This is a genomic window from Ruegeria sp. BG11 (genome assembly GCF_056538565.1).
The window spans coordinates 22,647-36,586 of record NZ_JBQFTH010000014.1; the positions used below are offsets into that span (position 1 = coordinate 22,647).

The 13,940-nt window shown below is 54.6% G+C and carries 10 protein-coding genes; 5 read left to right on the forward strand and 5 right to left on the reverse strand.

Annotated elements, in window-relative coordinates; all coding sequences use genetic code 11:
- The first annotated feature begins 290 nt into the window (after positions 1–290).
- A complete protein-coding gene (locus ACR0JF_RS19755) occupies positions 291–1,727 on the forward strand; it encodes an arylsulfatase (RefSeq protein WP_170661368.1) in 1,437 nt (478 codons plus the stop codon).
- 261 nt (positions 1,728–1,988) lie between these two features.
- Here the strand turns inward: ACR0JF_RS19755 and ACR0JF_RS19760 are convergent, their stop codons facing one another.
- Positions 1,989–3,320 carry a tetratricopeptide repeat protein gene (locus ACR0JF_RS19760; RefSeq protein ID WP_170661367.1) on the reverse strand — a complete coding sequence of 444 codons (1,332 nt, stop codon included), beginning with the start codon at positions 3,318–3,320 and terminating at the stop codon, positions 1,989–1,991.
- A gap of 165 nt (positions 3,321–3,485) precedes the next feature.
- Here ACR0JF_RS19760 and gntH point away from each other — a divergent pair, with 165 nt between their 5' ends.
- The 4 genes from gntH to ACR0JF_RS19780 all read left to right on the forward strand — a co-directional run bounded on the left by gntH (position 3,486) and on the right by ACR0JF_RS19780 (position 8,675).
- On the forward strand, positions 3,486–4,817 hold the full coding sequence (gene gntH, locus ACR0JF_RS19765; RefSeq protein ID WP_170661366.1) for a guanitoxin biosynthesis MBL fold metallo-hydrolase GntH: 1,332 nt from the start codon (positions 3,486–3,488) through the stop codon (positions 4,815–4,817).
- Positions 4,818–4,881: 64 nt separating this feature from the next.
- Entirely contained in the window at positions 4,882–5,691 is an 810-nt protein-coding gene (locus ACR0JF_RS19770) for a hypothetical protein (RefSeq protein ID WP_480669709.1), read from the forward strand.
- Positions 5,642–7,411 (forward strand): hypothetical protein, encoded by a 1,770-nt coding sequence (locus ACR0JF_RS19775; RefSeq protein WP_480669711.1) that lies wholly within the window; start codon positions 5,642–5,644, stop codon positions 7,409–7,411. The genes ACR0JF_RS19770 and ACR0JF_RS19775 overlap by 50 nt, the downstream gene beginning before the upstream one ends.
- Positions 7,412–7,415: 4 nt before the next feature.
- Complete coding sequence (locus ACR0JF_RS19780; RefSeq protein WP_170747450.1) at positions 7,416–8,675, forward strand: HupE/UreJ family protein; 1,260 nt, start codon at positions 7,416–7,418, stop codon at positions 8,673–8,675.
- Positions 8,676–9,319: 644 nt separating this feature from the next.
- Here the strand turns inward: ACR0JF_RS19780 and ACR0JF_RS19785 are convergent.
- The 4 genes from ACR0JF_RS19785 to ACR0JF_RS19800 all read right to left on the reverse strand — a co-directional run bounded on the left by ACR0JF_RS19785 (position 9,320) and on the right by ACR0JF_RS19800 (position 13,933).
- Positions 9,320–10,249 carry an SMP-30/gluconolactonase/LRE family protein gene (locus ACR0JF_RS19785; protein WP_170661363.1) on the reverse strand — a complete coding sequence of 310 codons (930 nt, stop codon included), beginning with the start codon at positions 10,247–10,249 and terminating at the stop codon, positions 9,320–9,322.
- Positions 10,250–10,341: 92 nt separating this feature from the next.
- The gene (locus ACR0JF_RS19790; protein ID WP_170661362.1) at positions 10,342–11,844 is read right to left on the reverse strand and encodes an aldehyde dehydrogenase (NADP(+)); all 1,503 of its coding nucleotides are present in this window, start codon (positions 11,842–11,844) and stop codon (positions 10,342–10,344) included.
- Between the two features lies 1 nt (position 11,845).
- Positions 11,846–12,757 (reverse strand): dihydrodipicolinate synthase family protein, encoded by a 912-nt coding sequence (locus tag ACR0JF_RS19795; protein WP_170661487.1) that lies wholly within the window; start codon positions 12,755–12,757, stop codon positions 11,846–11,848.
- The gene (locus ACR0JF_RS19800) at positions 12,758–13,933 is read right to left on the reverse strand and encodes an L-rhamnonate dehydratase (protein ID WP_170661361.1); all 1,176 of its coding nucleotides are present in this window, start codon (positions 13,931–13,933) and stop codon (positions 12,758–12,760) included.
- Positions 13,934–13,940: the final 7 nt, after the last annotated feature.

Consider the following 13,940-nt stretch of genomic DNA (forward strand, 5'->3'; position numbering starts at 1 on the left):
GGTTAGACAAATCACTACACAGAAGGTTTGAAAGTTTTGCTGTTCTAAGTCGCGTATCATGACACAGAATGCTCACTTCAAAGATACATCCAAACTCGTGAAGTTGACTTTCCGCTTTGTACGAATTGCCACCGGATTGCTTCGCGGGCCGGTCACTGTGGACCTGAATCGTGCCGTTCGTTCAGGTTGCAAACAAGGTCCTAAGCCAACTCTAAAAAGACGGTCATTTTCGCCCGCAGGCATCCAACTTCGCCAGTCTCGAACGAATGATATCTATAGGGAGCGTCATCATGAAGCGGTTTTCGCGAACATTCCTACTGTTGCTTTCTCTTCTAATTGGCACTGTCGCCTCAGCTCAGGACAAGCCCAATATAGTCTTTATTTTTCTCGATAACTTTGGGTGGGGTGAGCCAGGGTTCAATGGTGGAGGAATAATTCGCGGCACCGCCACTCCGGAAATGGATGCTCTGGCCGCTGAGGGCTTAAGGCTTACGAACTTCAACGTCGAGAGTCAGTGCACGCCGTCCCGCGCAGCGACCATGACAGGACGATACGGCATTCGGAGCGGAAACCATACAGTCCCACTGGGAGGTGGCGTTTACGGTCTGACTCAGCGGGAAATCACGATGGCCGAGATGCTCAAAGACGCTGGATACAACACGGCCATGTATGGCAAGTGGCACCTTGGATGGACCGAAGGACGCTATCCAACGAATCAAGGATTCGACGAGTTTTACGGCGTTGAAACCACGGACGTTACAGTCTGGCGCACACTTCCGGGATTTTCTGAGGCCAACATGGAAGAGCCTGTTGTGATGCAGGGTGTTGCAGGGCAGCCAGCAACCATCGCGCGGGACTATGACTTGGACTACCGCGGCGAGATAGATGGCGACCTGACGAAAAAGGCTATCGACTTTATCGAAGCGAAGAGCGCCGAAGACGCGCCGTTTTTCATCTATCTTGCCTACACGCAGACCCACTATCCAAACATCGCGTCCGACGAGTTTGATGGCGCTACTGGAAACGGCGTTTGGGCCGATATTCTACTTCAAACAGATAGCTATATCGGGCGCATCGTCGATGCGATCGAGGCGGCAGGTGTTTCAGACGACACCGTGGTGATATTTACTGCAGACAACGGCCCCGAAGCTCTTCCGGTTGGAAACGCCAATGTCTCGCCGGTTCCTGCGGTACATGGTACTGCAGGACCTTGGCGCGGCACTCTGTTCACCAGCCTCGAAGGCAGCATGCGCGTGCCTTTTGCGATCAAGTGGCCTGGAAAGATCCCCGCTGGTTCAGAAAGCAACGACGTTGTCCACTCGATGGACCTTTTTCCAACGCTGGCGGCGTTTGCAGGAGGCAAAGTGCCGGACGACCGGGCTTTTGATGGCATCGACCAGTCCGAGTTCTTTCTAGGTGTCCAGTCGAGATCGAACCGAGAAGGCGTGATCGTTTACATGGGAGAACAGATATTCGGTGTAAAATGGAAGGACTGGAAAGTTCTGTTCAAAGAGAACACAACGGCCTTTGGCGCAACGGAATCTTTCGACACACCAAGGGTCTACAACCTTCTCAATGATCCGAATGAGCGCGAAAGCGTTCTCTTCCCGCACACGTGGGCAGCCGAGAAGGCATTGCCACAGTTACAGGAACACCTTGCTACATTCGAGGAGTTTCCTCCGATCCCCCCAGGAACGCCGGATCCCTACGAACCACCCAATGACTGATCGGAGGTTTTGTCCGCCCTTCAGACCTTGATGAGCAAGCGGCGAAGATCCGCATCGAGCCCACTTTGATCAATGCTTCACAGTACCCCAATGACCATAATGCGTAGAAAGCGGACTTTGCAAAAATTGAGCAAACGTCCCTAGTGTGGCTTTCTGATATCGATCTCGGCTCCGCGCTGGTGATTTGAGTGTCGAACTGAGTACCGGCGCCAGCTGAGACTATTTTGACCTTGGCATCGCTACCAGTTGTTGTGCATCATCTTATTGTGCTGGGCCTACCCATCCTTGTTTTCGCAACTCGCGTAGCACGGCTTCTGCGTTTTCGACGTCTTTGTGGATGCTTTTGAGCATTGCATCTATCGGCGCGTCCGGCCATGCACGCTCAAGTTCAGCCAGTTTGGCTTTAGCCGCATGGTCTTGCCCCATGGCTGACAACGCTGCCGTTACATAAGCTAGTGAAGGAGCGCTGAGCGGATCGCCAAGCTGCTTAGCCTCTTCAAAGCGCTCTACGGTCTTTTCATACTCACCAAGATGAAAGTAAGTCGCGCCCGAGATATTTCTGTTGGCAAATCGTTGGTTACTGGAATCTAGCAGAGAGAGTCTGTCAGCCGTTGCAATTGCTTCCTCGAATTCGCCCGAAAACATTGCCACAGCGCCAAGAAAGTCGAGTACCGCACCATCATTTGGATCAAGTTTTGAAGCCCGTCTACTGAGTTGCAGCGCGGCGTCATAGTCCCGATTGGCAAAATTGGCCCAGCTTTTAGCAGACTGGCTCCAGGCTTGGTCTGGGGCTAGGCTAACCACTTGGTTCGCCAGCTTCATGGCGGCTTCAGCATATTCGGTCTTGGCATCGGACGGCGGAGTTATCACCGCAAGGGACGCGAGTGCCTGCGCTGCACCGGCATACCCACCGAAATATTCTGGATCGATCTCAATTACGCCTTCGAACACGGATAGAACCAGTAGTTGGCGTTGGCGGTCGAAGATCGGAAATATCATTGTCCGTGCTTGTTCCGCCAAATTGAACGCTTGTAATGCGGCTGGGGACTTTTCGTAAATAGCCACGCGCTGCAAGTACGCGTTCGAGTCAGTTTCAGCCAAACCACTCACTTCAGCAGAAGCAGTTTCCTGTCCATCTTGGGCAAGACCGACTGAAACTAATGCTCCAACGACGGCCCCAATGGTAAACGCCCCTATGGGCAGTCCAAAGCGTTTGGCTTTTGTTGAGATTGATACTGCACTGGCGTCCGAGGCAGTTTCGAACCGCGGCCTATATCCACCGCTATCGATACACAGTCGTACCGGATCATCCTTTCCGATACTCTCGTAATGCAGCTCCAAGAACTGACGCAGCCGCCGTGCATCGACGCGAACGATGTTTTCCGGATCTGTCCCCTCTGAAGTATCGCGATCATAAACATCTTGAGCGATCGTCTTGCTTCGAATTTGATCTCCTCGACCAGCGAGATCTTCTTCGACGATGTAGGTCAGGAACGCCTGAAGCCTATCGGATCCATCCAGATGCGCGTCGGCAATCAACCTGCCGAGGGCAGCGCGCTTCTCACCGTCCGAGATGTTGCCAGATCGTGCCACATTCGCATTTTTGCATTTATTGGCACGTGAGTCACCCCGTTATTCACCGTGAGTCACTTACGTGAATGTCCCCCAAAACCTAAACTTTCAACCAGAACAGCGAGCCGGAGTGCGAAACTCCGCATTCCCAGCTTGCCAATCTACCAAGCGACTGGAGGATGACACATGGCCAAACGTATGAACTACAGAAGTCTCAGCAAGCACTTCGCAATTGGAGCGATATTTGGTGCTTGGGCTGTTTCTCCTGAAGCGGTCACGGAAGCAGTCATCGATTTAGTCGCCCCTTCGGCAGCATACGCGCAGGAAACAGCGGAAGTTTCTCCGACAATGGTGCGTGATCGCCCACGCGATGTGTACTACCCCAATACCGAAGATCTCGCTGAAGACGAGATGCGGGTCATCGCGTGTGGAACTGGAATGCCGACAACGCGGGCTGCTCAGGCCGCTGCGTGTTTCCTTGTGGAAATGGGCAATGGAGACAAGTTCTTGTTCGACATTGGTTCGGGATCGGCCGAGCGAATTTCTTCCCTGCAAATCCCGTACAATTATTTGGACAAGGTCTTTATCGGCCATCTTCATACTGACCATTTCGGCGCATTGCATGATTTGTTCATCGGTGGAGCGTTGATGGGCCGAAATATTCCGTTGCGGGTTTGGGGCCCAAGTGGACCAGCAGAAGAACTTGGCACTGCATATGCACTAGATCATATGCAAAAAATGCTCACATGGGATCTGGCGGGGCGTGCGGGAATCACTGATTTCCGCGGTTATTCAATGGAGGTTAACGAGTTCGATTACAGGTTAGAGAACGAGGTAATTTACGAAGAAAATGGCGTCCAAATTCGTACGTTTCCAGCCATCCATTCGATTGATGGAGCAATCAGCTATGCACTGGAATGGAACGGTTTAAAATTTGTTTTCAGTTCAGACACTTATCCGAACAAGTGGTTCAAGGAATACGCTAAGAATGCAGACCTCGCCATCCATGAGTGCTTTGTAGCGGTTCCAGATCTGGTGGCAAAGATGGGGTTTACGCCCGAATCTGCGCTACTGGTTGGAACACAAGTACATACAGCGCCCGAAGCATTCGGAAAAGTCATGAGCGATATTGAGCCACGAATGGCGGTCGCCTATCATTTCTTTAACGACTTCGACACAGCAAACAATGTTTTCGAACGCATACGCAGCACCTATGATGGTCCGCTAAGTCTGGCAGATGACTTCATGGTTTGGAATGTCACGAAAGACGCGATTACAGTTCGAATGGCGGCAACGGAAGAGCACACTTGGGCGCCGCCGCTCGCTGCACCAGCTGAGCCGCCGAACCCTGCTGACAAGACGTCATATGCTGAGAAGGTAGGGCTTTCTCCGGAGGTGATGGAGTTTTCGGAATTCACCAAAGGTGGCTTTGACGATGTAGATGACGTCTTGCGGCCAATCTACGAAGAAGCATCGGAAGCCTTGGGCCAAGAGTTCCCGTATCCAGGCGATGAATAGAGTCAAATTTGACCGGCGCGACTTCAACACGCGCCGGTTCTTTCAATTCTGATCGGAATTCTCTATGCGACATACCTCATTTATTTCTCGCTATTTGGTCTGTGTTGGATGGTTGCTCGTCGCGATCTCCAACGCGGCAAACGCCCAGTCACTTGCACGTTCTGAAAATGATGGCGGCGGTTGGCGACACTCAATCACACCCTATCTGTTCCTTCCGCTCAGCACGACTGGCACATCAACCATTGATGGTACTAGCGTCGATCTGGACCTGAGCTTGAGCGAGGTTCTGGACGTCCTGCAAGGCGCAGCTTCCGTACGCTACGAAGGCTGGAACGGGGATTTTGGGATCATCTCCGAGGTCTACTACGTAAGGCTTGGTGAAGAGGGAACCTTGCCCGGTGGAAATGTAGACATTGATGTTGATGTCCGGCAGACCTTTGTAAACGTTCAGGGGGCTTACCGGTTTGCGAACGGCGTCAATGCTTCGGGTCGACGCTATGCAGCAGATGTAGCCGTCGGTGTTCAGTGGAACCGGCTTAAACAAGAAATCGACATTGCTGGTCCTGGGCCCGGCGTAACGCTGGGCGGAACAGAGGATTGGTTTGAGCCGATGATCGCGCTCCGCTATGCGATGGAAATCAACGATAAATGGAGTTTCGCCAGCCGCGCTGAACTCAGTGGCTTCGGTGTGAATGGCGATGACCTGCAATACCTCCTTCTGGCTGGGTTTGACTGGAAAGGCTGGGAGAACACGTCTCTGCGGTTTGGCTATCAGTTCTATGGAATTGACTATTCCACTGACCGCTCGGGCGGGGAGTTTGCCTATGATGTGGACCAGAATGGTATCTATGCTGCCGTCTCGTTTCATTTCTAAGATTGGCGAATGCAGCAAGACATGGGCTTGGGTGGGCTCAGCGCTCGCCAGTTTTGCGATTGGCGCAAACCCATCGATTGCTGATCTTGTATCCCCCTACGGCGGAGAAACCGCGCCAAACTTTGTTGAACTTTCGGTGCAGCCTGATCATGTGCGGGTTCTCCTTGAGGTCGATTTGAGCGACTATCCCATATTCGTCATTCCAGATGATGGTTCGGGTACGTCACTGGCCGAGCGTACGGGTCGAAACCTTCAGATCTGGGCAGACGAAGAGGAACTGACCAGCACAACGAATACGATTGACGTGCGCCCCAGAATTTCTCGGCAAACAGCAGCGAGCGCTCTGTATCAACCGCGACCGCGCAGCGAAAATGTCGTCTACGTGGATATGGAGTTTCCGTTCAATGGCAAGCCTGAACGGATCACGTTCATTCCCCCACTAGGTCCAGACGGGATTCCCTTGGCTTCACTTGGAGTTGTGGCAGAGCACATGGGCGTTCCGGTTACAGACTATCGTTACCTTTCTCAGGCTGAGACAATGCTGCCAGATTGGGACGACCCTTGGTTTAGCAAATTTGAAAACCCAAATCTCACCCGCCACCACAAGTCCCCGATGATGTCGTTCTTGGCCATGGAGCCGCGTGTGGTCCGACACGAGATCATACTGCGTTTGAAAGACTTCGAAACTTGGGCCGATCTGGGCTTGGGTGGCGCAGAGCGCCTAACTCCAGATGATGTCGCCAGGATCACGTCTGGCGTATCGGACTTTCTTGGGACTAAAAACCCGCTCGCCGTAGACGGCAAACCGATGAAACCGGAAACGGTACAGGTCTCACGTATCGAAGTCGGGGCCGAAGGCTTGCGTGTTCTTCCGGATGAAGCGGAGGCAAACCGAAAGACGATGCTGCTGGGTGTTGTCATTTCCTATCCGGTTGAGACCTTGCCGAACCGAGTCGATCTGGCATGGGAACTTTTCCCAGATGGTCTGGATGTTATCCCGATTACCCTCTCCGATCCCGCTGGGGCGGTCCCCTCGCAGATTTATGCAACTGACCCCGTTATGAGTTGGAACAATCACCTGAAAACTTGGACAAACCCAAAGACGGGCCCGGTCGTTGTCAAAGTCGCAGGTGTAACTAAGGTGCCTTCGTTTGCGTTCGGCTTGGGTTTTCTGTGTTTGATATGCGCCTATTTTTCGTTGCAGCTTGCAAACGTTCAACGCCTGATCTTGCTTGGTCTGACCGGGGCATTCGGAGCCGCTGCGATTGTCACGTATTCGCTGACCAGCCCGTCGACAGCGCCCAATCCAGATAAGATCGCGACGCGTCAAATCGCAGAAGGGTTGGTGACCAACATCGGAACCACCATGCTTGAGACGCGAGATGATAATGCCATGGCGGCAATGGAGCCATATGTCGAGACAGTCAATCGCGACAAGGTTCAGGCAGAAATGCGTCGTGGCTTGTCAGTTACCTTACCCTCTGGCGCCATGGCACGCGTCGAAGCGATTTCTGACCTAAATGTCGAGAGCTTCACGCCCGGCGAAGACAGAAATCAGCATCAGGTCCTCGTCAATTGGACTGCCCGTGTAAGCGGAGGTCATTGGGGGCATCTACACAGGCAAGCGGTTTCTTATCGTGGCTTGCTAGACGTTTCGCGGCACGGCGATCATTGGATGCTCGATGATCTGACGATTGTCAGCGCCAAAACAGGAGGATAATTCAGTGCCTATCGTGAGGTTGTTTTTTGCCACGTTCTTGTTTGCCATGATCTTTTTGTGCGCGGGCAGAGCAGAGGCGCATTTCAATCTCAACCAGAATGTTCGCATTCATCATGTGGCTCACTCAGAAGAAGGACTTGATGTCTATTTGCGCCTTCCGATGCCTTATTTGGTTGCGGAGCTCGTCGGCCCAGAGGGTACGGACGGTTTGCCTGCACCGGCACCGTACACATACAATCTGATCGAAGATGGCGTGCTCATGCACTACTTGGATCAGGTCGCATTTCACAAAGACCCATCCGGTTTGGCTCGTATTGCTGAAAACGGCTTTGTGCTATCTGTCGACGGTCATCGACGAACAGCAGAAATCGTCTCGATAACGCTACACCCGTTGGGGCAAGAACCTGGATTTGCCACGCTTGATGAGGCGCGTTCGGCACTTGCGCCAAGAGATGTTGTTCCAACGACCGAGGAGATTTATGTTGGCGAGGTGATGGTGGACCTACATCTGCGCTTTCCTATGGGAGAGGTAGGAGCCTACAGTTTATCCTACACTTCTGATCCGGGGCTTCCTGGACAAGAAGAAACGGCGAACCTGATCCTCGACTACAACGGGCAAGATGTTCGGACATTTCGTGCACGGGGCCTGATGCACACCCCGGTTGATGTTTCCGGATCAGCGACCGCAGCCGCTTCAACCTTTTTCGTTGAGGGAATTCGGCACATTTTGGAGGGTCCCGATCATGTTCTCTTTGTACTTTGCATGATCATCGGTGCATTGAACTTGCATAGCCTTCTCGCCCGCGTCACAGGCTTTACCTTGGGCCACACAGTAACACTGATTTTGGGTTTTTTTGGCTTCGCACCGAGCGGAGCGTGGTTCATCCCAACTGTCGAATTGGCAATAGCACTTTCAATAATCTACGCAGCTGCAATGGCGGTTTGGCCACCAGAGAAAGGACATGGCGACCTGAAGGCTTTTGCCATCACGTCCGGGATTGGGTTGCTGCACGGGTTTGGCTTCTCCTTCATGTTACACCAAATTCTACGTGTTGATGCACCAAACGTTTGGCACAGCTTGCTGGCCTTCAATGTTGGGGTTGAGGCTGGGCAAGTCATGATCGTTCTATTGGTCTGGCCATTGGTGTTGCTGCTGTGCAAACAACCAGGTCGTATCTGGGCCAGCTCTCGCGCTGTCGTTGCCGCGTGCGCAAGTCTGGTCGCGATTGTTTGGGTAGTGGAACGGGCAGAGTTTTTTCTCTGATACCTGTTGTTTGATTTTTGTACTGCATAGAAAAGTAAGCAGACCTTCACTTAGATTTTTTGAACGTCAACTTTGTCAACATCAAATTCGGTTGCTAGCGACACAGGCGAAGTCCGACCTACGCGGTTCGCGACCTGCCGCATGAGCGAAATCCCAAAACACGATCAATGGCTGGTATGGGCTCTTAATTCTAGTCGGAACGCACCGCAGAAAATGCCCGGAGCGAGCTCCAAAGCTACAAATGCTGCGGTCGTTTCGAATGTCTACTTAGTTCCAGAGTACGACGCGGATTTTAAGCTAGTCGCGACTCCGGATCTGGCACTTTGAATAGGTTCGAGTGGGAGTTAGGGCGTTTAGCAGGTTGGGCAGTTCTGGCTCAATTCAGCCATTCGCCTGCGTGCTTGAATACTGCAGCCTTACTCGCGTTGCGGACACTCGCAACGTTCAACTAAAATGCTTGCAGGCCCTGGTATAATGATTTGTAAGGCAGGTGCACAACAAAGGCTTCAAAAATTGCTTCTTTGAAAAAGTAGCCGTCCTTTCGTAGACTTGTGCTGCGACTAGTTCAAAAAACGTTCGATTGGGATTTGCGTCGGCTTCGGCAGATGTCTCCCCTGCTTCCAACCCCACTTTAGCAAGTTATATCAAACCGGTGAGACACCGTTTACATTGAGATAGATCGCGTAAAGGCTGCTCGTTCCGGCCGCGAACAGCCGGTTCAGCTTGGCCCCGCCAAAACATACATTTCCTACCATCTCCGGTATGTGTACCATGCCGATAAGATCTCCTTGCGGATTCAGGCAATGAATACCGTCTGCGGCGGAACTCCAAATGCGGCCTTCACGGTCTGGCCTGAAACCATCGAACAGCCCCGCCGAACAATTGGCAAACACCTCGCCCCCCGTCAGAGTTTTTCCGTTGCTCGCGACGCCGAACCTGCGAATATGCGCCGGACCGTCTGGGTCATGGGTGATGCCCGTATCAGAGATGTAGAGAGTGCTCTCGTCCGGCGAAAAGGCCAAGCCGTTGGGTTTCACGAAGTCGGTTGCGACGGCTGTCACCTCGCCTGACATCGGATCCACACGAAACACATGACACGCCCCGATCTCGCTTTCGGCGCGCTCGCCTTCATAGTCCATCATGATCCCGTAGGAGGGATCGGTGAACCAGATGGACCCGTCCGATTTGACGACAACATCATTCGGCGAGTTCAGACGCTTTCCCTGCCATGCGTCCGCCAGAACAGTGATAGAGCCGTCATGTTCAGTCCTTGTGACACGCCGGGTCAGATGTTCGCATGACACCAGCCGACCCTCCCGATCCACCGTGTTGCCGTTGGCATTGTTCGAGGGCTGCCGAAACACTGAGACCGATCCATCGGTGTCATACCAGCGCATCAGACGGTTGTTGGGGATATCAGACCAGACCAGATAGCGCCCGGCGGCAAACCAGGTCGGCCCTTCGGACCAGCGCGCACCGGTCCACAACCGTTCGACCCGCGCGTGGCCAATGAAACAGGCTTCGAACTCTTTTTCGATGACCTCAAATCCGGTGCCGTCCAGAACGCCGTACATCCATTTGCTCCTTTATTTGTCCTTCAGCCGCCGCCGAACCTGCGCGTTCGCGGCGTTTTGGGGTCAGGCCACAGATGGCCTGACGTGGATTCTCAGCCCTGCAGTTCATTCGGCAGCAAAGCACCAGGCATGTTCTGATAACTGACAGGACGCAGCCACCGCGCAATACCGAGAGTGCCGACAGAAGTCGCGCGCACGTCGGTGCTGGCCGGGTATGGCCCGCCATGCATCATCGCCGAGCACACCTCGACACCCGTGGGGAAACCATTGGCCAACAAACGTCCGGCTTTCTCTTCTAGAATGGGCATCAGAGTGCTGGCGAAGTCATGATCTGCGTCATCCATGTGCAGCGTCAGGGTCAGTTGGCCTTCCAGCTCTTCGGCGAGCGCCACCATCTGATCCGTGTCGTCGCACAGAACGATGATGCCAGCCGCACCGAACACTTCGTGTTGCAGTTTGGGGTCTGCCATCCACTGTTCCGCGTTGACTTTGAACAGAGCAGGAAGGGCCGCACGTGTACCCGCAGTAGAACCACAGGAGGTAACTTCGGTCATCAAATCACGGAAGGCGCGGACGCCCTGTTCATAGGCATCGTGGATACCGTCGGTTAGCATCTTCTGTTCTGCTGTTTGGTTCAGAGCTGTGACACAGGCGGTTTCCAACGCTTCTGCATCCGGCCCTTTCAACATGACCGCGACGCCGGGGTTGGTGCAGAACTGCCCTGCCCCCAAGGTCAGAGACGCGGCCCAGCCCGCGCCGATCTCCGCCGCACGCGCGTTCATAGCAACGGGCAGACAGAACATTGGGTTGACCGAGCCAAGCTCGCCGTAAAACGGGATCGGGTGTGGACGCGCATGGCACAGATCATAGAGCGCCCGGCCCCCAGCCAGCGATCCGGTGAAACCAACCGCCCGAATATCGGGATGTTGCACCAGAGCCGATCCAACCTCGCGCCCCGACCCCTGCACGATCTGAAACGTGCCTGCGGGCATGTCGCAAAGCTCAATCGCCTTGGCGATGGCATGTGCCACCAACTCAGCGGTCCCCGCATGGGCGCTGTGGCCCTTGACGATCACCGGGCATCCAGCGGCCAAAGCCGAGGCGGTATCCCCGCCCGCCGTGGAAAAGGCGAGCGGGAAGTTCGACGCACCAAAGACGGCCACCGGGCCGATGGCTTTGTGCGTCAGGCGCAGATCAGGACGGGGGAGTGGCGTCCGATCAGGAAGTGCGCCGTCTTTGCGGATATCGAGATATCCAGTCTCTTCGATTAGGTCGGCAAACATGCGCAACTGACCGGTGGTACGGCCGCGTTCGCCCACCAAGCGCGCCTCGGGCAGTCCAGTCTCAGCCATGCCGGTCTGGGTAATCTCCTCCCCCAAAACATCCATCTGCTCAGCAATCGTGCGCAGGAACGTGGCCCGCTCGGCCCGCGACTTGCCCGCATAAGCACGGAAGTCACGGCGGGCGGCGCGACAGGCCTCGTCGACCTGCGCAGCTGTCGCCTGAGCGAAGCTCTGCCCTTCCAGATCATCTGAAGCGCGCAGCTTGTTTGAGCCGACCCATTTGCCGTCGATCAGGTTTTGTCCAAGGTTCATCTTATTTTCCCCACTTCAGGACCATCGGGTCCAAAGGTTTCAAAAGGTCGATTAACCGGTCGCGGATCGCCGGTTGAAGCGGGTCAATCGGGTGGCGGCAGAACTCGGACCGGATCACGCCGCCTTCAACCATCGCCGCCTTGCAGGACTGCCAGCCGCATTGGCGGTTTTCGTGGTTGACAACCATCGCCACGCGCCCATAGGCGGCGGTTGCCTCATCAATGCGGCCTGCATGGTGATGGGTGATAACCGGCTTGATCTGGTCCACGATCATACCCGAGGTCATCGACCCGGTGGCACCCGCATCCAGATCGGCCAACAGGGTGATCCCCTCCTCGCCATCAAACGGCGCTTCAATTGCGTCTCCGCCTTCGGAGATCAGGGCGCGCAGCTTGTTGGCTGCACGGGGACATTCGATCTTGAACAGCTTCACCATCTCGATCTCTTGCGCCATGCGCACAAGCAAGGGCACCGGCAGGTCGACACCCGACAAAGGCGCATCCTGCACCATGATCGGAATGCCGACCTCGCCCACGGCAGCAAACTGCTCGAAGGTCTGCTGTGCATTCCCTTTCAGAAGCGCCCCGTGATAGGGTGGCATCATCATCACGATGTCCGCACCCAAGTCCTTGGCAAATTGCGCCCGTTCCACCGCGATTTGCGTAGCGAAATGGCTGATCGTCACGATCATTGGAACGCGTCCTGAGACGTGCTCAAGGCTGAGCCGAGTCAAAGTCTCGCGCTCAGCATCCGTGATCAGGAACTGTTCCGAGAAATTCGCCAGAATACAGATTCCATCCGCGCCCTGATCGATCAGACAATCGAGAACGCGCTTCATCCCGTCCAGATCAAGCGTTCCGTCCTCGTTGAACGGTGTTGGCGCAACGGGCCAGATACCGGTGTAGGTCATGATTTACTCCGTAATCTGGAAGTGTTTGAGGTGCTTATCGGTGATTTCAATCCCCAAACCCGGCTTGTCATCATCCAGATCAAGGAACCCATCCACGGCCTCGGGATCGCCTTCGAAGATGTAGTAGAACAACTCATTGCCGACCTCGACATCGAAGACGGGGAAGTACTCGCTGATCATGCAATTGGCGTTGGCCATGGTCAGATGGTAATTGTGCATCTGACCCGCATGGGGGATCACGGGCACCTGGAACGCCTCGGCAATCGCGTTGATCTTCTGCGCTGCCGTAATCCCACCCACTCGGTTTGTGTCGTATTGCAGGACTGAGACCGCTTTTTTCTCGATCAGGTCCTTGCAGCCGATGACCGAGAATTCATGCTCACCACCCGAGATTGGCACGATATTCATTGCATTCAGTTCGCGGTAGCCTTCGACATCATCGGCGATGACCGGTTCTTCCAGCCAACGGGGTTCGTATTTGACCAGTTTGGGCAGCATCCGCTTAGTGTAGTCGAGATTCCAGCCCATGTAGCATTCGAGCATGAGATCGACGTCATAGCCGATGACCTCGCGCGCGGCCTCGACCCGTTTGAGGTTTTCGCGCATCCCGGCCATGCCATCTTTGGGGCCCCAACCGAACCGCATCTTGTAGGCAGAATAGCCGTTCTTTTGCGCCGCGGCAGCCTCGGCCTGCATCACGTCGATGGGGCCGGAATAAAGCTTGGAGTAATAGACGGGAATTTTCTCTTTCGTGCGACCGCCCAGCAGCTTGAACACCGGCTTGCCCGACAGCTTGCCCATCAGATCCCAGATCGCCAGATCGATGGCCGAGATCGCCGTCATCCCGATCCCCTTACGCCCCCATGCATGGCCGCGGCGGTACATCTTTTCCCACAGATAGGCATAGTCGAACGGGTCTTCGCCGATCACCAGCGGGGCGAACCATTCGTCGATTGCAGACTTGACCACCGAAGGCGCGAGGGCCGCATTGCCGACGCCGATTGTGCCGTCTTCGGTCTCAACCTCACAGGTCAGCCATTGATGGAACCGGAAAGACGACATTGCATCGCCTTTTTCGTACAGAACGTCCGAGGCATTGGTGCAGAAATTGCCCGTCGGCGGCACGGTAGGCCCGGTCCAGTTCCAGACGCGGGTGCGCACGGATTTAATCTTGGTCATCTTAGTC

Coding starts and splice junctions, on each gene's coding strand:
- ACR0JF_RS19770 (WP_480669709.1), top strand. CDS start 4,882: ATGCGACATACCTCATTTATTTCTCGCTATTTGGTCTGTGTTGGATGG.
- ACR0JF_RS19800 (WP_170661361.1), bottom strand. CDS start 13,933: ATGACCAAGATTAAATCCGTGCGCACCCGCGTCTGGAACTGGACCGGG.
- ACR0JF_RS19755 (WP_170661368.1), top strand. CDS start 291: ATGAAGCGGTTTTCGCGAACATTCCTACTGTTGCTTTCTCTTCTAATT.
- ACR0JF_RS19775 (WP_480669711.1), top strand. CDS start 5,642: ATGATGTGGACCAGAATGGTATCTATGCTGCCGTCTCGTTTCATTTCT.
- gntH (WP_170661366.1), top strand. CDS start 3,486: ATGGCCAAACGTATGAACTACAGAAGTCTCAGCAAGCACTTCGCAATT.
- ACR0JF_RS19785 (WP_170661363.1), bottom strand. CDS start 10,249: ATGTACGGCGTTCTGGACGGCACCGGATTTGAGGTCATCGAAAAAGAG.
- ACR0JF_RS19790 (WP_170661362.1), bottom strand. CDS start 11,844: ATGAACCTTGGACAAAACCTGATCGACGGCAAATGGGTCGGCTCAAAC.